We start from the raw sequence: 21,567 nt of genomic DNA, 5'->3' as shown, positions 1-21,567 counted from the left end.
TATTTCCTCCTATGTAGTGTATTTTTCAAGCTGCACCTTCCGGGTATGGTCGTTTACCCATCCGGACTTTTCAGGATATTGACATCATACAGTTTATATTGTTATATAACGTCATATCTCCTTTACTGATAACATACTCTTCTTTCCGTCATTTGTCAATACTTTTTCAATCAAAAATTCCATGCTTTTTGAGCCACCTTATGCTCTGTATATCTGCCTGCCTTGGATTAGAGCGATACCTCGGATCATTCTGCTCCAGCGCATACATTCCCTTATATCCAGCTGATTCAAGAATATCCAGATATTCACAGATGGGAAGATCCCCATCCCCAAGGGCCATGTGAACCGCCGGGTGGGAATCATGGAGATGAATATGTGATAATTCTGCTCCATGGGCTAAGTAACGTTCTATCTTCTGGTCCATATAAACCATTTGTCCTATATCCAGCATAGGCTTCATGCTTCCTGAAGGCATAAGGGAAATCATCTCTTTCTGCTGCTCCGGCGTGTTCAGCACGTTCGAAGACAGAGGTGTCAATGTCTCCAGCACAAGTAAAATACCCATTTTCTGAGCCTTTTCTGACAAACGATGCAGGCTCTCTTCGCTCCGCTTCCACGCATCCTCCACTGGTTTGTTGAAATAACCGCATCCAGCTGAAACCAACACCTTTGGGCAGTTCAATATTTCTGCTGCATAAAATGCACGTTCAAAATTGCGTATGCTATATTCACGTATTTTTTCATCTTCTGCTGCCAGATTGACCGGATACTGGCATTGCTCCGGCGTGATACAGCATACTGAAAGCTCACGGCTCCGAATCTGAGCAGCTTTTTCTTTCAGCTGCGCTTCGTCCATCGTATCCAGACAGAAGGACGGACCTGCTGCCCAGAGTTCCACATTTTGCATTCCCAGTAAAACAGCCGTATCCAGAAAGTACTCGAACGGATACCGCAGATACTGATAGCTCCCCAGTGCAAATCGTTCCTTTGATATCTGCACCATGACCCTCACTTCCTTTTTTATTTTTGTTTTTATAATTCTCTGTAAATCCGGTCATGCTCAGACTTCGGTACCGGCACACCGTCTCCAAAGGCACCATTCTTCAAGCAGGTTCCTGCTGAAAATACAGCTGCCGCTTTCAATGCCTCCGGAAGTATCTCTGCCCTTATCTCACTGTTTTTCCAGCTTCCCTCCGGTTGTGTTTCCAGCTTTTTCAAGATGGTAATCAGCATAGCAGTGGCAAAGCTGTCTCCGGCTCCCATGGTATCCACCGGAGTGACATAATCCGGCAGCTGGCAATAAAACCGCTCCCCATCAAAAACCGTTGCTCCCTTACTTCCACGGGTAGCTGTCACCACACTGCATCCCTTTTCATACAGCTTCCGGCACAGTTTTTCTGTCTCCTCATCATTCAGATCACTACAGGATAGAAATGCAAAATCAATATATGGGCATACACGTTCCACCCTGTCTTCCTCATTCCAGCGATACGAAAAATCATAGCTTACCAAGGGAGAAAGTCCATGCAGGGCTGGAAGCAGCCCATCGGTAAACCCATTGTTGGTTGTATGAATCAAATTAAAACCATCCGCATATTCCAAATCCTCTTTTTCCAGATAAATTGGATGCTGCTGCAGAACACCACCTTTATTGCTTCCTTTAAATACACGATCTCCATCTACAAGGGTTACTCTGGCAAAGCCATTTTCTCCTTCATAGATGCGGCAATGACTGTGTCCGACTCCGTGTGCATCTAAAGATGCCTGCACGTGATCCGCTACTGCATCCTTTCCAAATACTCCCATAAAATCCGATTCTGCTCCCAGCATTCTTGCATATACCGCAAAATTTACTGCCTGACCACCCGGATACATGGTTCCGGTATGCAGATATACATCACACACATTATCTCCAAGACCTAATACTTTCAGCATTTTCTGTTTCCTCCTGTATTTTTATCGATTGAATTTGTTTTGAAACGAAAAGCGGCCGCCTGGAAGAGGCCGCCATTCCCTGGCAGTTCTGTCCCAAGCGGCAGCATTATTCTTAATTTAAATTTTACTTATTTATTAAACTGACGAGTCTGATCATAAAGATCCTTGGTTGTAAAGAAGCCTTCATCCTGAAGCTCTTTTCCTAACGGTTCTGCTGCATCAATAAATGCCTGGCGATCAATGTCACAGAATGTTACGCCGCCTTCGTTAATTAACCACTCTTTATCTTCCTCCCACTTGTCGAGAGTTCTTTCAGAATGATGAGAAGCTACCTGTGCTGCTGCATCAGAAATTACTTTCTGATCTTCTTCCGATAAGCTGTTCCAGAACTGAGTGGAGAAGCAGATCTGCTCAACCGGATATGCGTAATCCACATCTGCTACATATTTTGCAGACTCATAGAGGCCTGCAGAACGATAGGAGTCTTTCGAACACTCACCACCGTCAACTACGCCCTGCATTAAAGCAAATGGATATTCGGACCAGGCAACTACAACCGGTGTTGCTCCCATCGCTCTCGCATTTTTCTCAAAGATCGGAAGGTTCGGAATACGATATTTCATGCCAACCATATCTTTCGGGCTCTTGATCTCTTTGTTTGCAAAGAAGATACGCGGATTCTTCTGGAATTCGAAGTTTACTACGTGAATTCCCTGATTATCCAGGCTCTCCCAGATTGGATCTGCCACATCACTCTTTAAGTAATTAATCATGGAATCGTAATTGTTAAATGCAAATGCCATGGAAAGAATGTTTAAATCAGATTCATAAGTTGCCAGGGTATCTAAGGCACACATCATGCCCTCCTGCAGTCCTACCTGAAGGTTCTCCAGCATCGTGGTCTCATTGCCAAGCTGCTCTGCGGGATAAAACTCAAAGTAATATCTGTCACCGATCTTATCATTTACCAGATCACAGAACTCTTCACAGGACTGCGGTGCCGGCTCTCCGATGGCTCCGGAGTTACCGAATTTGACAACCTTAGCTCCAGCCGGAGCCGGTTTTGTTTCTACTGTATCAGCTCCGCCTTCAGTCTTATCGGTGGTCTGTGCGGAGGCCTGCTCCGATGTGGTTGTCTGTGCAGTGGACGATCCACAGCCTGCTAATGTGCCTACTGCCATGGCTGCCGTCAGGACAAGTGCAATTTTTTTTCTTCATAAACTTTCCTCCTTAAATTGTGTACTTTATACTATCTTAATCTCTTACTCTTACATGGATCCTAACAGTCTCGGAAGGAACATGGTCAGCGGCTCCCAGAATGTTGTAATCATCAGTGTAATAAACATCGGGATCAGAAACTGTACCGTATATTTCAGTGCAGTTTCAAATTTATTACCGGTCGCCTTCGCTGTTACAAACAACGCTGGTGCCATCGGCGGAGTGATTAATCCAAGTGTTACATTCAGTACGGCCATAACACCCATCTGAACATAGCTCATACCAAGAGCCGTTGCCAGATTCATAAGAAGCGGTGCCACCATAATCAAAATCTGCATGGAACCAATAAAGCAGCCCAGGAATAATAACATTGCATTTAATACTAAAAGAATGATGATTTTATTTCCTAAGGACATCAGAAGAGTTGTCATAAAACCAATCAGACCACTGGTTACAATTACCCAGTTAAATACAAGACCGGTTGCACACAGACACATGGACATACCCGCGCTGGCTAATGTATCCTTTAATGCCTTTGTCAGCATCTTAAAGCTGAAACGTTTTAAGCAGATAGCCAGGATGACGCAATACATAGCTGCTACAACGGAACACTCTGTAGGAGTAAAGATACCGGTCATAATGCCAAGTACCAGGATAGCAGGTCCTCCCAGTGCCGGAAGTGATGTATACAGAGAGTGGAATCGCTCGCCCCAGGATGCCTTCGGTGCCCGCGGGCAGGCAATGTGCTGGGTTTTCACTGCAATCGGAATCCAGATCATCATGGCCACGCCCATCAGGACACCCGGTCCCATACCAGCCTGGAACATAGCCAGTGTGGAGGTCTGGCTTAAGAATGCCCAGACAACGAAGTTGATGGACGGCGGAATAATCGGTCCGATACCTGCGGATGCTGCCGTTACTGCTACTGAGAAGTCTGGATCGTATCCGGCTTTTGACATCGCACTTACCTCAATGGTTCCAAGTCCTCCGGCATCTGCCAGAGCGGAACCGGACATTCCGGCAAATACCATGGAAGATAATACATTGGCATGTGCAAGTCCTCCCGGGAGATGACCGATCCATTTTTCAAACATTCCAAATAGTCGGTCCGTTAGTCCCACTTCATTCATAAAGCATCCTACAAAGAGGAATGCCGGTAATGCCAGCATGTTGAAATCAGCCAGGGAGTTTGCTGTTTTCTGTGCAAACATAACAAATGATTGATGGTTAAATACAATGAATTCAAACGCTGAAGCCAGCATTGCGTATGCAATCGGTACTTCCAGAAGAATTAATACCACAAAGGTGATAAAATAGACGGCTAAATAGGGATCCAGATTAGTCAAGAAGACCGCCTCCTTCCTTTTCTACCGGTACACAGATGGATTCATCTCCGGTAATTACAAATGCGATTGCCTTATATGCAGACATTACCAGCATAATCACTCCCATCACCAGAACCGGCAATGCATAGTAATAACCCTTGCTGATAGGAAGTCCTCCAACGGGAGGCATCTTCTTCTGCATCTGAAACAGCTGCCAGGATGCCGGAATATAAACCCAGCTTATCACAACAATCAAAAAGTTCGTAAATGTAAACATTCCTCTGCGAAATGCCTTTGGCATACGGTTCATGATAAACTCCAGAACTGCATGACCATTGTCCCAATAAACGGTACACCATCCAAGACACATGGACCATATCATCAACGCTGTTACACATTCATCAATTCCGTATATAGGGTGCTTAAATATAAAACGCATCAATACCTGAAGGAACAATAGTGCCATAAAAGCGAATATCATGTATCCGGTAAATACTTCCACCACACTATTCGCTTTATCCATAGCCTTACCAATTGAATAGATACTTTTCTTCATACTCTAATTGCCGCGCTTCGCTGCTGCGAATACGTACTCTCCTTCCTTTAAAATTAATTTCTATCATATAATGTCATGTGCTATAAGGGGTTCCTGGTTTTCTCTGCTCTGGCCGACCTATCCATTCAAATACTCGTCCAGATCCCCTTATATTATAATACCTTCAAAGACATCATATATCGTTATGTTATTTTTACCATACTTTGATTCATTTTGCAAGTATAAATTTATTTTTCATCGTCGCTTTTTATATTATCATAGGTTTTCTCCTTTCTTTTTTGTAAATTTTGCCAACTTTTGATTCATTTGCGTTATTATACGCAAAAAGTGGAACTCTCTCCTTCGTTGGAGAGCAGTTCCACTTTCATCTTATAACATTATATAATCTTTTGATGTCTCTCATTCTAACACTGCATCTTTTTATTGTCAAGCCTCTCTTTTAAAAAAACAAGAATAAAAAATAGGAGGTTCATGCTTCCCAACAAAAAGCTAAAGAGAATCAAGAATTCCGGGTAAAACAGATCGCACAGCTTCCCCCCTGCCATGTTTGCACATACGGTTCCGATCACACTGCTGATGGTTAGACCAATGGAAATACTAAAGCTTTTCAGACGTTCATCCGATGTTTCCGCAAAACACTCTACGCTGGCACTCATATAAAGGGCAAAACTGACGGACTGAAGAATCTGCCCCAGATAAAGAGACCACTCACCCGAAAAAAGCTGAAAGCAAATCGGACGAAGCAGGTTTGTGCCCAAAGCTGCTGCCATCCCCCAGAGGGCCGGATAGGTTTTCTTTTTTCCAATATAGGCTAACAAAAGCAGACTCAAAAACTCTACTGCAGCTCCTATTCCACAAACATTTCCAAATAATTCCGCATCTCCTCCACGCTCCGCAATAATCAATGACAGGAAGCTGCCAACTGGCCGATGACTGAACCAATAAAGAGTGCTTATTGTTAAACAAAACAAAAAACGACGGCTTTTTACCAATTGCTGAAACGCCTGAACAAACGAAAGACTTTTCTCTGCCTCCCCTTTCTTTCGATGATTGCCAAGCCTGGTATCCGGAAGCAGGATGAGAAATGGAATCATCATAAGAAATAAAAGAATCTGCATCTGAAAATAACGATTCCATCCCCAGTGTTTGAAATAAAATCCTCCAATCACTGACATCACTGCAAATCCAATGGAACCACCGGCACGAATCCGGCTGTATATCAATCCCGGATAACTTTCCTTACTTAAATTAACCCAGGCATCCATCAGCTGACTAAAGGGATAGGCCAATCCGGCTGCCAGAACCAGCCCCGGCAGAAGCAGCCATGACTGGTTCATGAATTTTGTGCAAAAAGCACACACCATTGATACGATACCGATACAAACTAAAAGGTATCTTCTGGTGGGCAGAAATGTATCTGTTATATAGCCTCCCACCGGTTCCATCAAAAGATTGGCCAAAAATGTCAAACTGGTAATAATTCCGCAGACTGTGGCGCTATAGCCCTGCTCTGTTAAAAACAAAACGATGAAACTCGAAAAGACACAATAGACCGCATAATAAATAAAATAAGCCGAAAAAAACAGAACAGTACAGCTCCTTTTCCCTTTCACTAATGTATCTTTTCCCGCCCCAGTCATAACAAAACCAAAGGAATAACCGCCAGCGATAATCTCTGATTAAAAATACAGTTTCCATCCTGCCAGCCTTCCTCGTAAAAGCAAGCAATCGCATCCTTTCCTGCAAGATCCGATGCTCCCCCTTCTTCTGCTATCATAAGTCCATCGTTCCATGTAACACCATCATCTTTACTAAGCCGAATCGTGAGCTTCTGACGAGCGTCAAGACTCCAGCGAACAGACTCTCCCTGTTTCTGCCGTTCCAGCGCCGGTTCATCTCCATAGGCACAATTAACAAAAGCCATCTTCCCATCTGACAGTGACAAAAGAGCGCCTCCACAGATTGGATCCGGAAGTTCTTGATTTAACCAGGGTTCTCCCCAGCGTATAGTATCTTCCCCATCTATCTCTTTTTTGCTTTCACAAAAAGCTCTTCTTCTGACTCCCGGAATTTCATGGCGCATGGTTGCAAGCAGTGTTCCATCACTCCGTTCTGCCACGGAGCTTTCTGTGGGATCGCCAACCCCGTTTCCCGCCGGAACTACACTGCTGCATCTCCATGTTTTTCCTTGATCCTGACTGGATAGACATGCAAAACAAGCTGGGAGATGGGCATTTTCCCCACGGCTCAGCCACAATGGAAGTATCAGTGTCCCATCTTTTTTGCTTATTCCATGACCAGGTGCAATCGCCCACAATGTAACCGGCCATTCTTTCCGGAATCCGTCAATCAGGGATGTCAACTCCCTTTCCGTTCCAAATGAAACACCATTATCATCGCTTTCTTTCAAAAATAATCTCTTATAATCCTGACACCAGAAAAAATAGAGCTTTCCCTCCGCTGCTGCTATTAACAAGGGATTATGAATCAGCTCATCGTCTTTGGGAGAAACCATCGTAACCCGCTCGCCGATTGGCTCTATCGTTTCACCTATCATGCGATATCTTCTTAAAAACAGAGTTCGGCTGTTTCCTCCACCTTTTCTTCCTTCATAGGTCAGGAGCAAATCCCCATTGGAGGCTGTCACGATTCCCGGTACGCGATAGGAATCAAAACCATGCTCATTATTTTCTTCTACCACAATCCGGGTATATTTTTTTTCTGCCATATGGTCCTCCTATCTTACTTCTCCAGTGAAAAAGAACAGTCATATTGTTTTACATATTTATCCATTCCGGAGGCTGAATATAATACCATCGTACAGCAGCTGCCAAAATCACCGGTACGCACTACGACTTTGGCCTTCTGCATCGTTTCCGTTAAGCGATCCTGGCTGATGGTTCCGCCAGGCAGCTGCGGCAGCAGCGACTGAATCTTTTGATACATAGCATCATTATACTGGGGCATTAACTCAAACACTTCGTAACGCTCTGCCACCAGGTCGTTCATGATTGCGCACATCGTCTGTTCAAGGGTTGGAACTCCTCTTATCAGTGACACATCAATTACATTGCAGCCATCCGGAATCGGCATATTAGCATCACAAATCACAATTGCATCCTTATGGCGGGCCGTGGCTAATGCATATCCAAGCTCTGCGTTAATCACCGTGTTCTTAATCATATACTACTTCCTCCTTTTTGCAGCATTATGTTATATAATGTCATTACGTTATATGATAAGTATAGAGGAAAGAACAAAAAAGTCAATGCTTTCGATAAAATATGGCATAAAAAGAACGGACTCTGTCACATCTTGTACAGAATCCGTTCTTTTTCAATTTTTTATGGACTAAATATTCTTAAACAGATCACAGAAATCAAAGGTCGCAAAATAATCCTTCGGTGTCTCTGCCCGGCGGATCATCTCCACGGAACCATCCTCTTTCAGGAGCAGTTCAGCCGAACGCAGCTTTCCGTTGTAGTTGTAGCCCATCGAAAAACCATGTGCGCCGGTATCATGGATGACAAGGATATCGCCCATATCAATCTTCGGAAGCATCCGGTCAATCGCAAATTTATCATTGTTCTCGCACAGGGAACCGGTTACATCGTATTTGTGGTCGCACGGCTCGTTCTCTTTTCCCATGACCGTGATGTGATGGTATGCGCCGTACATCGCCGGGCGCATCAGGTTGACTGCACACGCGTCCACACCGATATACTCTTTGTAGGTGTGTTTCTCATGGATTGCCGTTGTCACAAGGCAGCCATACGGCGCCAGCATGAAACGTCCCATCTCTGTATAAAGCGCTACATCGCCCATGCCAGCCGGAACCAGAACTTCCTCATAAACCTTGCGGACGCCCTCGCCGATTGCAAAGATATCGTTCGGCTCCTGATCCGGGCGGTAAGGAATGCCAACGCCACCAGACAGGTTGATAAATTTAATATCTGCGCCGGTCTCTTCTTTCAGCTTGACCGCCACCTCAAATAATACCTTCGCAAGCATCGGATAATACTCATTTGTAACCGTATTGCTTGCAAGGAAAGCATGGATACCGAAATGTTTCGCACCTTTTGCTTTCAACACCTTGAATGCCTCAAATAACTGCTCGGTTGTCATACCGTATTTCGCATCGCCTGGGTTGTCCATGATATCATTGCTGATCTTGAACAGTCCGCCCGGATTGTAACGGCAGCTGATCGTCTCCGGAATATAACCGATCGTCTTCTCCAGGAAATCAATGTGCGTAAAATCATCAAGGTTGATGATCGCGCCCAGCTCGGCAGCCATCTTGAATTCCTCCGGCGGTGTATCGTTGGAGGAGAACATGATCTTCTCGCCATCGTACTTCATCGCCTTTGCCATCATAAGCTCTGTCAGCGAAGAGCAGTCCACGCCGCATCCAAGTTTCTTTAAAATATCAATTACAAATGGGTTCGGTGTTGCCTTTACAGCAAAATACTCTCTGAATCCCTTGTTCCAGGAAAATGCACGCATCAGGCGCTCGCCATTCTCGCGGATTCCCTTTTCATCATACAGGTGGAACGGTGTCGGGTATGTTTTCTTGATCTCCTCCAGCTGCTCCCGTGTTACAAATGGTTTCTTCTCCACTTTTACATCCTCCGAACTAAAATCTACATATAAAACTAAAAAGTCTGGACTACCGGGAACATACACTACTCCCGGCACGCCCAGACTCCTTTGTCCTGCTACTATTTATACACCAAAAACCGTGTTTTATCAACTGATTTCCCGAAAAACGCCCACAAATGGGCGGTATTTGTTACTGTTCACGCATACGTGCCCAGTAACGGAATTTGCCGTGGCTTCGCATTTAAATACGGCAAATTCCTGCTGCCACCACGTTTTCTACGGCACTTTCGGTTCCAAAAGTGCCTACCTGTGAACAGTAACTGGTATTTTTCTCCTTTTCTCCGCCAGGACACAAACTCCGGACAAATTGAATCATTTTCCAGATACATCTATGAACCGGGCACAGATTCAGGCGCAGAATCCAGTTTCTACTCTACCACCATTACACGCATAATATTCGTATCAGCTACCGGTTCATGGCGGTTGGCACGTGTCACCACACCCGCGGTTGCAACCACAATCTCACCCTCTTTGACGATACCTTTCTCTTTCAGCAATTCCACCGATGCAAATAAGAGCGCATCCGTCGATTCGGCGCGTTTTGCATGGAATGGCTTAACACCCCAGTAGAGCTGCATCTGGCGGACAGCGTCATGCTCGGGGAAAGTCCTGCAATCAATGCTTTCGGACGCCATTTCGAAAGCATTCTCGTCGTAAATCCGCTGACACTCGGCGCCACAATGACCGGCGCTTCCAGATCGGAGGCGGTCGCTACGGACGAATAACATACCGTATTAGATATATTTCGAAGATTTTCCGCCGATACCTTTCTTCTCTGGTAGAACATATAATCCAGATATTTCTCCGACTCCTCGGCGATCTGGCTCATCATGCGGACTGCCTCGATCGGGTAACTTCCCATCGCCGTCTCGCCGGACAGCATGACCGCATCGGTTCCCTCATACACTGCATTCGCCACATCCGATACCTCGGCACGCGTTGGTCGCGGGTTGCGGATCATTGAATCGAGCATCTGGGTCGCCGTGATAACGACCTTGCACGCTAAGTTACACTTGCGGATGATCATCTTCTGAATGTGCGGAACCTTCTCTGCCGGTATCTCCACGCCCATATCGCCCCGGGCTACCATGATGCCGTCGCTCGCCTCAATGATGGAATCAATATTTTCAATTCCTTCTTCATTCTCGATTTTAGCGATAATCTGCATGGCAGAACCTTTTTCATCCAGAATCTCCCGGATCTCGCGGATCGCATCGGCATTGCGGACGAACGAAGCCGCCACAAAATCAAAGCCTGCATCCACGCCGAAACGAATGTCTTCCTTATCTTTATCGGTCAGCGCCGGAAGCTTGACCCGTACTCCCGGTACATTGACGCCCTTCTTCTCGCCCAGCTCGCCGCCATTTTCAATCCGGCAGACGATGTCTGTTCCATTGACCTCCCGCACGTGTAGCTCAATCAGGCCATCATCGATCAAAATGCGGTCGCCCGGCTTTACATCCTCCGCCAGCCCCGCATAGTTGATGTAGCCGCGTGTCTCATCCCCCACAATCTCCTCGGTCGTCAGCGTATACAGATCGCCCTCTTTCAGCGTCACTTTCTTTCCATCTTTTAATTTGCCGGTACGGATTTCCGGTCCCTTGGTATCCAGAAGCGATGCGATCGGAATCCCCAGCTCCTCGCGCACACTTTCCAGAATCTCCAAACGATGTTTATGCTCCGCATGATCGCCATGCGAAAAGTTAAAACGTGCGACATCCATGCCATTTAACGCCAATTCCTTCATAATCTCCCGGTTATCGGTGTTTGGTCCCATTGTGCAGACAATCTTTGTCTTTTTCATGCTGTTATTCCTCCTCATATTCTGTCATTTTTTTAAGAATTTTCCCATCAGCGAATCATTTATAGCCTCTTTTGTATGCTTTATCCAGCCTATTTAAACCCCCTGCGTAACTGTTCAGTAAATGCGCAGACCTGCTGAACAGTTACTCCCCTGCTAAAAAACAATCCACCGCCTGATTCTATTTAGAATCTTTCAATTCTTCTTCGGTCACGTGTTTGTGCGTATACAGATGATCCATGCAATATTCCAGATTTCCCGCACACTTCGAACAATAGCGGAATTCCAGGTTCGGATCATCCTTCTCGGTGCGTCCGCAGACTGCACATTTATGATGCGTCAGCGAAATTTTCTGAATCTGCGCCTTCTGCATCTCGTTTTTAAACTTCTGCTTACGGATCATCTCTTTCGGACTGGCCTTCCGATAGTTGCGCGTCATCAGGAAGAAAACGATAAAATTGAGCATCGAAACAACAATCTCAATTTTCGCGATAATGCCACCCGTTAAAAAACTGTAGACCAGAAGCGCTCCGTACATCATTCCGAGGTATTTCGCCCGGATCGGAATAAAAATCAGAAGGAACTGCATCTCCGGGAAGGTGCAGGCAAACGCCAGAAACAGCGATTCATTTAAGTAATACGGGGACATCGGCACCGAAAAGCCGGTCACACCGTACACCAGGAATGCCGCGATGATGTGTCCCAGCACGCCCATAAAGAAAAACATATTAAATCGGAAGGTTCCCCACACGCGCTCCAGCGTCGATCCAATCGAATAATAGAGATACATCGCGAGCAGCGCAAAGAGGACGCCCGACTGAGGCGGGCATACGAGAAAGGTCACGATTCTCCACACCTGCCCCCGCAGGATCGCCGCCGCATCAAGTGCCAGATACTGCACGTAAAAATATGGATTAAACAGGCTCATCACAAATCCAGCCGCATACATCATGATGATGTAGTACATCAGATTCGGGATCGCAAACCGACCGAATTTGCGCTCTAATTTTCTAAAAAAATTCATAATTCACATCCTTTTCCGTTTTCCTTCCATTATAGAGAGCGGCGGATTCTTTGTCAAATTATATTGTCGCTTCCACCACGTTATCTTACGGCACATTCGGTTCCAAAAGTGCACGCCTGCGCTCTGTAATGGCTGCATTCCAACTCAGAAAAAGCGGTATTTTCCACGCAGAAAATGCCTTTCCTTGTACAGGAACGCCCTTCTCCCATTATGCGCGATATTAACAAATTTTGCACATTTTTAGCATCTTTTTAACGCACCCTACCGATTGTTTTCTTCCTTATTCTATGTTAAAGTATAGCCGAATACATGTGTAATACAAAGGAGGGAAGGGCACTGCCCCGATTGTACATGAATTCCTGTAAAAAATTAGGAATCGACATCGGTTCCACAACGGTTAAAGTATCTATTATTGAAGACGGCGGTAAGCTTCTTTTCGCCGATTATAAACGTCATTTTGCAAACATACAGGAGACGCTCGCGGACCTGCTCCGTGAGGGTGAAGAGAAACTTGGCGCACTGACCGTCGAGCCGGTCATCACTGGTTCCGGCGGTTTAACACTTTCTAAGCATCTGGGCATTCCATTTGTCCAGGAGGTTGTAGCGGTTGCCACATCCCTGAAGGATTATGCCCCGCAGACCGACGTTGCCATCGAGCTTGGCGGCGAGGATGCGAAAATTATTTATTTTACCGGCGGCATTGACCAGCGTATGAACGGAATCTGCGCCGGAGGTACCGGCTCTTTTATTGACCAGATGGCTTCGCTGCTTCAGACGGACGCATCCGGTCTTAATGAGTATGCGAAAAATTACAAGGCAATCTATCCGATCGCGGCGCGTTGCGGCGTTTTCGCCAAGACGGATATCCAGCCCCTCATCAATGAGGGCGCAACCAAAGAGGATCTGTCCGCCTCCATTTTCCAGGCGGTTGTCAATCAGACCATCAGCGGTCTGGCATGCGGCAAGCCGATCCGCGGCAATGTTGCGTTTCTCGGTGGACCGCTTCATTTCCTCTCGGAGCTGCGCGCGGCATTTATCCGCACCCTGAATCTGGGGACGGACCAGATCATTGCCCCGGATCACTCGCATCTGTTTGCGGCGATCGGCGCGGCGATGAACTCTGATCCGAAGACGACTGCCAGCCTGCACGATCTGATCGAACGGCTTTCCCACGGCATCAAGATGGATTTCGAGGTAAAGCGGATGGAACCCCTCTTTACTGATGAAGCTGACTATGAAAAATTCAGAACCCGCCATGCAAGTCATGACGTCAAAAAAGGTGATTTAGCGACCTACGAAGGCAACTGCTACCTCGGCATTGACGCCGGTTCCACCACAACCAAGGTGGCGCTTGTCGGCGAGGACGGCTCTCTTCTATACCGCTTCTACAGCAACAACAACGGCAGCCCGCTGGCGACGGCGATCCGCGCGATGCAGGAGATCCACGACCAGCTTCCTGAGAAAGCACAGATCGCTTATTCCTGCTCCACCGGTTACGGTGAAGCGCTCTTAAAATCTGCCCTGATGCTGGATGAGGGCGAGGTCGAGACGATCTCCCACTACTACGCAGCGGCGGCATTTGAGCCGGATGTAGACTGCATCCTTGATATCGGCGGTCAGGATATGAAATGCATCAAGATCAAGGACGGCACCGTAGACAGCGTACAGCTCAACGAAGCTTGTTCGTCCGGCTGCGGCTCCTTTATCGAGACATTTGCTAAATCCTTAAATTACAGCGTACAGGATTTTGCCAAGGAGGCACTCTTTGCCAAAAATCCGACCGACCTCGGTACCCGCTGTACTGTTTTCATGAACTCTAACGTCAAACAGGCACAGAAAGAGGGCGCTTCCGTCGCAGATATTTCTGCCGGACTGGCTTACTCCGTCATCAAAAACGCCCTGTTTAAGGTTATCAAGATTACCAACGCCTCCGATCTCGGAAAACACGTGGTCGTACAGGGCGGTACCTTCTACAACGATGCGGTTCTCCGCAGTTTTGAGAAGATCTCCGGCTGTGAGGCAGTCCGCCCGGACATTGCCGGTATCATGGGTGCCTACGGCGCGGCTCTGATTGCCCGTGAGCGCTACGATGCTTCCAAGACGACCACGATGTTGCCGATCGACAAGATCTTAAGCCTGACCTACAAGACGACGATGGCACGCTGCCAGGGTTGTACAAACCACTGCGTCCTGACGATCAACCGTTTCGATGGCGGACGTCAGTTCGTGACCGGAAACCGCTGTGAGCGCGGACTGGGCGGCAACAAACAGAAAAAAGACATTCCGAACTTATTCGACTATAAATACCACCGTATGTTCGATTATGAACCGCTGACCGCCGATCTGGCGCCGCGCGGTACCGTCGGCATCCCACGTGTCCTGAATATGTATGAAAACTACCCGTTCTGGGCAGTCTTCTTCAAGGAACTGGGGTACCGCACCGTTCTGTCCCCGAAATCGACAAGACAGATCTACGAACTTGGTATTGAATCAATCCCGAGCGAATCCGAGTGCTACCCGGCAAAACTCGCGCACGGTCATATCGAATGGCTGATCCGCCAGGGACTGACCTACATTTTCTATCCGTGCGTTCCTTACGAGCGCAACGAAACCCCGGAAGCGGGAAATCACTACAACTGCCCGATGGTCACATCCTACGCGGAAAACATCAAAAACAACGTAGAATCCCTGACGGATCACAAGGTACATTTCCGGAATCCGTTTATGGCATTTACAAATGAGGAAATCCTGACAAAACGTCTGGTCGAAGAATTTACCAGGGATCAGTCGATCCCGGAGAAAGAGATCCGCGCCGCCGCTCACAAGGCATGGCAGGAACTCATCGCCTCCCGTCAGGATATGGAAAAGAAGGGCGAGGAAGTCATCGCCTGGTTAAAAGAAACCGGACACCACGGCATCGTGCTGGCAGGCAGACCGTACCATGTAGATCCGGAGATCAACCATGGCATTCCGGAACTCATCACTTCCTACGGTTTTGCCGTGCTGACCGAGGACTCCGTCTCCCATTTAGGACGCGTTGACCGTCCGCTGATCGTCACCGACCAGTGGATGTACCACTCCCGCCTCTACGAGGCAGCTTCCTATGTGAAGACACAGCCAAACCTGGATCTGATCCAGCTCAACTCCTTCGGATGCGGTCTGGATGCAGTTACTACTGATCAGGTCAATGATATTCTGACCCGTTCCGGCAAAATTTATACGCTGCTCAAGATCGACGAGGTCAACAACCTCGGCGCCGCACGTATCCGTGTGCGCTCCCTGATCGCCGCAATTCGTGTGCGCGAGATGCGCCACTACCATAAACCGATCGTTTCCAGCGCATACAGCCGTGTTTATTTCACGAAGGAAATGAAGAAAAACTACACAATCCTCTGCCCGCAGATGTCGCCGATCCATTTCGACCTCATCGAACCGGCAGTCCGAAGCTGTGGTTACAACCTGGAGGTGCTGCAGAACTCCGACCGTACCGCTATCGACACAGGACTTAAGTACGTCAACAACGACGCCTGCTACCCGTCCCTGATCGTGGTTGGTCAGATCATGGATGCGCTGCTCTCCGGCAAATACGACTTAGAGCATACAGCTGTTATCATGAGCCAGACCGGCGGCGGCTGCCGTGCTTCCAACTATATCGGCTTTATCCGCCGTGCCTTAGAGCGCGCCGGTATGCCGCAGATTCCGGTTATCTCGTTAAATGCCAACGGCATGGAGACGAATCCGGGCTTCAAGATTACCCTGCCGCTTCTCACCAAGGCAATGCAGGCGGTTGTCTACGGTGACCTCTTCATGCGGGTTCTCTATGCGACCCGCCCATACGAGGCAAAAGCCGGTTCCGCCAATGCCCTGCATGAGAAATGGAAAGCAATCTGCATCAAATCGCTGCAGAAACACTCTTTATCCATGGCAGAGTTTAACCGCAACATCCGCGGTATTATCCATGACTTCGACGAACTTCCGAGACGCGATGTCCAGAAACCGAGGGTTGGCATTATCGGCGAGATCCTGGTAAAATTCTCCCCGTTAGCAAACAACCACGTGGTAGAGCTTCTGGAAGCCGAGGGTGCCGAGGCTGTAATGCCGGATCTGCTTGATTTCCTGCTTTACTGCTTCTACAACAGCAACTTCAAAGCCGACAATCTGGGCGGCAAGCGCTCCACCGCACACCTGTGCAACATGGGAATCTCCCTGCTGGAGTATTTCCGCCGCACCTGCCGCCGCGAACTGGAACGCAGCACACATTTCCTTCCGCCTGCACGGATTCAGGATCTGGCGTCGATGGCGAAGCATTACGTTTCCCTCGGCAATCAGACCGGCGAGGGATGGTTCCTGACTGGTGAGATGCTGGAATTGATTCACAGCGGCACGACGAACATCATCTGCACCCAGCCGTTCGGCTGCCTGCCGAACCACATCGTCGGAAAAGGCGTCATCAAGGAACTGCGCGCCAGCCATCCGGAGGCGAATATCATCGCCGTAGACTACGATCCGGGTGCCAGCGAAGTCAATCAGCTGAACCGTATCAAACTGATGCTTTCCACCGCACAGAAGAACCTGCCAGAAAGGAAAACGGAGTCAAGAATTGGATGATTTTGAATTGATTTTGGATAAAATTTCCAGCTGACTTTTAAAGACGTCTGTGCTATAATAAATTTATATGGAGTTTAAGATAGGCTGTGGGTTCCATAGCCTATCTTCTATATAGGGGAACAAAAAGACAGACTAAAAGGAGATCTCAGGATGAAATCAAAATTATTCCTCTGCGCGGCTCTGGCTGCGGCTCTCTACGTGACGCCGTCTTATGCAGCTGATTATTCCGCACAGGTTGTGAGTTTTTCTCAGGAGGACCCGGACAACCTCTCCATCGAGCTGACCGGCTCCAAAGTAATTACCGACGATTTTTCATTCAAACTTCCATCCCAGGCATTTTCGAGACTCATCATGGTTCCGAGCGGGGATTCCTACGAGGTATATGAAAAAACAGCCTATGAAGCCAACGGAGGCGGACTTCTCTTCCGCATTCTCGCATTTGAGGACACGCATTACCGCGATTTAAACGGCTGCACCATCTTAGGCTTCTGCGGCAACAAGATCTTCATTCTGGATCCGCACTACGACGAGCAGTATGCCAGCGACAGCGAAGAATATACACAATGCAAAGAAATCGTGACCTCGATCAAGAAGAGTTTCATTTCCTATATCAAAGACGCCGGGACGGTTGAGTAGCATCGAATCGAATATAAATATGCAAAAAGAACGTCAAATTCTAAGTTTTTCGCTTGGGTTTGACGTTCTTTTTTACTTTAAACTCTTCTATTTTTGGCTCTTCTATTTTCGTCTTTGTGCCATAGAGGTCCCTTACAAGACCGCTGATGGTCGTGTACTGGCTTCTACGCAGGTAACGGACTGCCAGCATAGAAGAAACAACCGCGCCGATCGCCCATGCTGTATCATACCAGCCTGCCGACAGCCCCACGGTAAAAGAGTTCTCCGCGATACCGATCGTCGAAGCGCCGCCGATCGCCAGACCCGCGATACTAGCTGCCACGACAAACGCATTATTTTTCCCTTTATATAAAAGGAAGTTCTCTGAATCCTTTTTCTGGCTGTAAGACACATAGATACTGATGCCAAACAGCAGAAGCACATATAAAATAACAATTAGCAGCGGAATATTCATTACTTCGCGCCTCCATTTTCCTCTGCCTCGCGGCAAATACGCTCGTAGGCTTCCTTTGTCTGCGGGAGCACGCTTCCGCCGTACGGAATTACATATACATCTTTTCCGTTAAAGTCTACCTCTGCCAGCAGATCCTTCATATCTTTAAACGATCTTACGCCCATATCCCGAACCAGCTCCGGCTCCATGGAAGACAGAAGCAGCGTCTTCGAACGACGAATGGACTCGCAGGCTGCGTAGAAAATATAGCCACCGATGGTGAAAGACGCACGCAGTGCCTCATCCAGGCATCCCTTAGAGAGAGGCTTAATCCAGTCGAAGAAATCCTTGGAACCGCTTCCCTCCGGGCATTCCGCCAGCATAATGAGTGTACCGCCCTCTTTGACCGCTCTCGATGCGTTAAACAGCGTCTTGGTGGACTGATAAAAATTCAGATCCTTCGGGAAACCGCCGCAGCTTGCAATTACGACATCTGCCTGATAGTCAATCGGTAGTCCGTATCCCTTCTGTACATAACTGCAGCTTGCCTGCCATGCCTTGTCAAACTCACCACAGAATAAACCGCTGTGGCGGGAAGACGTATCTACCACGATATTGATACCGAACGTAACATGCACCATGGCACCTGCCTCGCGCATATCCAGATTGATCGGGTTGTTCTCCACCAAACCGCTGCCGACACGCACATCCGTCATCGGTTTCTCCGGATCCAACGCACGCTCATGGTTCATGCGGATCGTCTCACGGGAAGCAATACCTGGAACGATGCTCTTTCTTCCGCCGCCGTAGCCTGCCATCAGATGGTGCACCGTACCGCCGATGCAGATGACCTTTCTGCCGACTGCCAGCGGATTGACCGATACACGCGTTCCGAAGGACGTCGTACCGATATATACCAGATCCGGCGCATCGCAGTCATGGTCAGTCACGCTCGCTACATGGTCATAGACAAACTCGCTTGCAAGTTTTCTGCGATCCTCCGCCGTATTCTTGCGGTGTGTTCCCAGTGCAACCACAACCGCAATCTGGTCATATCCCACGCCCATCTCATCGTGCAGATATTTTACCAGAAGCTCGCAGATCACGTCCTGACGCATCCAGAAACGCGTCATATCACTGATCACGATCGTAACCGGATCGGTCGGTGCAATCAATTCCTTTAACGGCTTCGTGCCAATCACACCATCCGTCACACAATGCAGAAATTCTGCTTTTATATCTTCAATGACCCGCATCTTATTTTCATACAGGTATTTTACACTCTTCGCACCGTCAATCTCAAAATCGACCGCCGACGTTCCGTACTTTAAATGTACTTGCTCCATTGTCTTTCTCCTTCACATTTTCTCATCCGCGTTAAACGTTTGCGCTTTAAACCACTAAAGTATATAATAAAGCACCTGTTTTGTCAAGTCTTTCACAAAACAGGTGCTTTATTTTTATAATTTATATGATATTTTTCAATCTTCCCGGTACGCCGCATACATCTGCGTCGTCGCCATATCCGAATGTCCAAGAATCGTCTGAACCGCCCGCATGTCTGCACCTCTCGCAATCAGGTGCGCCGCAAAGGAATGGCGCAGCGTGTGCGGCGTGATATCTTCCTCAATCCCGGCTTTCTCGCCGTAATATTTGATAATCTTCCAGAATCCCTGCCGGCTCATCGCGCCGCCCGTACAGTTGACAAAGAAATAGTCCGATCCCTTTCCACGCAGCAGCTCGTTTCTCGCATGTTCCAAATACTCCTCCAGCGCTGCTTTCGCCGAACGTCCAAATGGGATCGTCCGCTCCCTCTCCCCGTCGCGACAGACCAGAAATCCAATGTTCATATTGATATCTTCCATCTGGATCCCTATAAGCTCTGACACCCGGATTCCGGTCGCATATAAAAGAGCCAGCATCGCCTTGTCCCGAATCTCCTTCGGTGTCTGCCCGGATGGCTGTGCCAGAAGCGCTGATACCTGATCGACACTCAGGACCACCGGCGCCTTTTTCTCCACTTTCGGCGCATGCAGACTTTCCGCCGGGTTCCGCCGGATGCATGCCTGCATACATTCATAATTAAAAAACGCTTTCATCGCCGCCATCATCCGTGAAATGGTGGTAGCCGCCTTTCCCTGCTCTTCCATATGAAGAATATATCCATGCAGGCTGGTCTTTGTCACCTTCGCCGCCTCCCGGATCTCTTTCTCCTCCAGATAAGTAATCATCTGCATCAGATCTCTCCGATATGACTGTACGGTATTTTCCGATGCCTGTTTTACCTCCCGCAGGTACTGTTCAAATCTGTCTACTTCCCCTCTCATACTTCCCCAATCTATTCTCGTAACCATTTCCGCCATTCTTTTATTCACGGCATTTTCTGCCAAACCCCCAGCCTGCAGGCAGATATCGTTCCGCGGTAATCCTATCGATTTCTCCATCTGAACCATCCATTCTCCTGAGGTTTTCTCACCCTATCTGCAACTTACCTTCTTCTCCACAAACAGGGCTTTTATCGTCCGCAGGTATCATTATATCTACATTTTCCCATAAAATCAAACATAATTTTCCCCACTTTTCCTACATTTTTCGACTGATTTACATAAAAATACAACATATGGTGCGTCCACTTTTTTTACCCCCATATGTTGTAAATTTTGAATTATATTTTTATTCGGACAGCCCCATTAAAATAGGCAGTGTGAGACCAGTAATGATACAAAACCAGGATTCAGCCACACTTCCAGCGCAGTTCCCATCCCCAGCACCAATAAAAGGATTAAAAATCCAGCCGTCCGTATCCGCCTCTCCTTTGCAAGCGCCCAGGAAAGAAGCAGCCAGAACACAGGAATATAAAACACCACCTGTGGAAATAACGTCGCCACAAATACAGGCAGTCCCCAAAAACCGCCCCAGCCAGTAAATCCTGCCAGCAGCCATGCCTGCTCCAGACCTAAGACGAGACAAGCCCCCCACGCAGCCAGACATGCGACCGGCGTCATACCTGCCAGCCACAGCATCAGCGCCATCCCTGACCGCTGCAGCCAGACCTGAAAAAACAAAGTTCCCCGGCTGGCTGCCTTCATTCCGGCGTTTAGATGCCAACCGGCACCCGATGGATCTCCAATTCCTTGTCCAAGCCTCGCTGCCAGCACACTTTCCAGCCCGGCATGTCCGCTCCCGGACGAAATTTGAAAACAAACGGCTGCTATCGTCCCCAATACAATCCCAAGGATCCAAAAAAACACTGATACATCCCAGGTACTTAAAGCCGGAAGCCGGAATCTCCTTTTCACATGCAATCCCTGCCTATTCCTTTGTTACCTTATCTGTATTCAGTGTTTTTTATAATATGCCTTTATATCTGCC

Annotated in this window: 16 protein-coding genes and 1 pseudogene; 2 read left to right on the top strand and 15 right to left on the bottom strand. The window is 47.8% G+C overall.

Annotated elements, in window-relative coordinates:
- Window positions 1-166: 166 nt before the first annotated feature.
- From DWX76_RS02825 to DWX76_RS02775, 11 genes and pseudogenes are all read right to left on the bottom strand, one after another.
- Window positions 167-1,003 carry a sugar phosphate isomerase/epimerase family protein gene (locus tag DWX76_RS02825; RefSeq protein WP_118467916.1) on the bottom strand — a complete coding sequence of 279 codons (837 nt, stop codon included), beginning with the start codon at window positions 1,001-1,003 and terminating at the stop codon, window positions 167-169.
- Between the two features lie 29 nt (window positions 1,004-1,032).
- The gene (locus tag DWX76_RS02820) at window positions 1,033-1,935 is read right to left on the bottom strand and encodes a fructoselysine 6-kinase (RefSeq protein ID WP_118467914.1); all 903 of its coding nucleotides are present in this window, start codon (window positions 1,933-1,935) and stop codon (window positions 1,033-1,035) included.
- Window positions 1,936-2,063: 128 nt separating this feature from the next.
- A complete protein-coding gene (locus DWX76_RS02815) occupies window positions 2,064-3,116 on the bottom strand; it encodes a TRAP transporter substrate-binding protein (protein WP_118570073.1) in 1,053 nt (350 codons plus the stop codon).
- An 87-nt stretch (window positions 3,117-3,203) separates the two neighbouring features.
- Window positions 3,204-4,499 (bottom strand): TRAP transporter large permease, encoded by a 1,296-nt coding sequence (locus DWX76_RS02810; protein ID WP_118467911.1) that lies wholly within the window; start codon window positions 4,497-4,499, stop codon window positions 3,204-3,206.
- Window positions 4,492-4,944: a TRAP transporter small permease gene (locus DWX76_RS02805; protein ID WP_270224273.1), complete on the bottom strand. Its 453-nt coding sequence runs from the start codon at window positions 4,942-4,944 to the stop codon at window positions 4,492-4,494. Before DWX76_RS02805 ends, DWX76_RS02810 begins: the two co-directional genes overlap by 8 nt.
- A 494-nt stretch (window positions 4,945-5,438) precedes the next feature.
- The gene (locus tag DWX76_RS02800) at window positions 5,439-6,674 is read right to left on the bottom strand and encodes an MFS transporter (RefSeq protein WP_118467907.1); all 1,236 of its coding nucleotides are present in this window, start codon (window positions 6,672-6,674) and stop codon (window positions 5,439-5,441) included.
- Window positions 6,671-7,762 carry a sialidase family protein gene (locus DWX76_RS02795; protein WP_118472096.1) on the bottom strand — a complete coding sequence of 364 codons (1,092 nt, stop codon included), beginning with the start codon at window positions 7,760-7,762 and terminating at the stop codon, window positions 6,671-6,673. Before DWX76_RS02795 ends, DWX76_RS02800 begins: the two co-directional genes overlap by 4 nt.
- Before the next feature lie 14 nt (window positions 7,763-7,776).
- Window positions 7,777-8,217 carry an RbsD/FucU domain-containing protein gene (locus DWX76_RS02790; protein ID WP_118472097.1) on the bottom strand — a complete coding sequence of 147 codons (441 nt, stop codon included), beginning with the start codon at window positions 8,215-8,217 and terminating at the stop codon, window positions 7,777-7,779.
- 168 nt (window positions 8,218-8,385) lie between these two features.
- Complete coding sequence (locus tag DWX76_RS02785; RefSeq protein ID WP_118467901.1) at window positions 8,386-9,651, bottom strand: diaminopimelate decarboxylase; 1,266 nt, start codon at window positions 9,649-9,651, stop codon at window positions 8,386-8,388.
- A 410-nt stretch (window positions 9,652-10,061) separates the two neighbouring features.
- Window positions 10,062-11,497: pseudogene (pyk, locus tag DWX76_RS02780) on the bottom strand (pyruvate kinase).
- A gap of 178 nt (window positions 11,498-11,675) precedes the next feature.
- Window positions 11,676-12,518 carry a rhomboid family intramembrane serine protease gene (locus DWX76_RS02775; RefSeq protein ID WP_118570072.1) on the bottom strand — a complete coding sequence of 281 codons (843 nt, stop codon included), beginning with the start codon at window positions 12,516-12,518 and terminating at the stop codon, window positions 11,676-11,678.
- Between the two features lie 351 nt (window positions 12,519-12,869).
- Here DWX76_RS02775 and DWX76_RS02770 point away from each other — a divergent pair, with 351 nt between their 5' ends.
- A complete protein-coding gene (locus DWX76_RS02770; RefSeq protein WP_118570071.1) occupies window positions 12,870-17,126 on the top strand; it encodes a 2-hydroxyacyl-CoA dehydratase in 4,257 nt (1,418 codons plus the stop codon).
- A gap of 150 nt (window positions 17,127-17,276) precedes the next feature.
- Complete coding sequence (locus DWX76_RS02765; protein ID WP_107000334.1) at window positions 17,277-17,762, top strand: hypothetical protein; 486 nt, start codon at window positions 17,277-17,279, stop codon at window positions 17,760-17,762.
- Between the two features lie 40 nt (window positions 17,763-17,802).
- Here the strand turns inward: DWX76_RS02765 and DWX76_RS02760 are convergent, their stop codons facing one another.
- From DWX76_RS02760 to DWX76_RS02745, 4 genes are all read right to left on the bottom strand, one after another.
- Window positions 17,803-18,216, bottom strand: coding sequence for a sodium:solute symporter family transporter (locus DWX76_RS02760; protein WP_243022437.1), 414 nt, complete (start codon window positions 18,214-18,216; stop codon window positions 17,803-17,805).
- Window positions 18,216-19,541 carry a nickel-dependent lactate racemase gene (gene larA / locus DWX76_RS02755; RefSeq protein WP_118570070.1) on the bottom strand — a complete coding sequence of 442 codons (1,326 nt, stop codon included), beginning with the start codon at window positions 19,539-19,541 and terminating at the stop codon, window positions 18,216-18,218. The genes DWX76_RS02760 and larA overlap by 1 nt, the downstream gene beginning before the upstream one ends.
- 135 nt (window positions 19,542-19,676) lie before the next feature.
- Complete coding sequence (xerA, locus tag DWX76_RS02750; RefSeq protein ID WP_118468091.1) at window positions 19,677-20,522, bottom strand: site-specific tyrosine recombinase/integron integrase; 846 nt, start codon at window positions 20,520-20,522, stop codon at window positions 19,677-19,679.
- 363 nt (window positions 20,523-20,885) lie between these two features.
- Entirely contained in the window at window positions 20,886-21,446 is a 561-nt protein-coding gene (locus tag DWX76_RS02745) for a hypothetical protein (RefSeq protein WP_147353827.1), read from the bottom strand.
- Window positions 21,447-21,567: the final 121 nt, after the last annotated feature.

The sequence above is a fragment of the Clostridium sp. AF21-20LB genome (genome assembly GCF_003478795.1).
In the GTDB taxonomy this organism is placed as follows: domain Bacteria; phylum Bacillota; class Clostridia; order Lachnospirales; family Lachnospiraceae; genus Otoolea; species Otoolea fessa.
The sequence above is the reverse complement of the archived record's forward strand: the minus strand, read 5'-3'. Positions and strand labels throughout refer to the sequence as shown.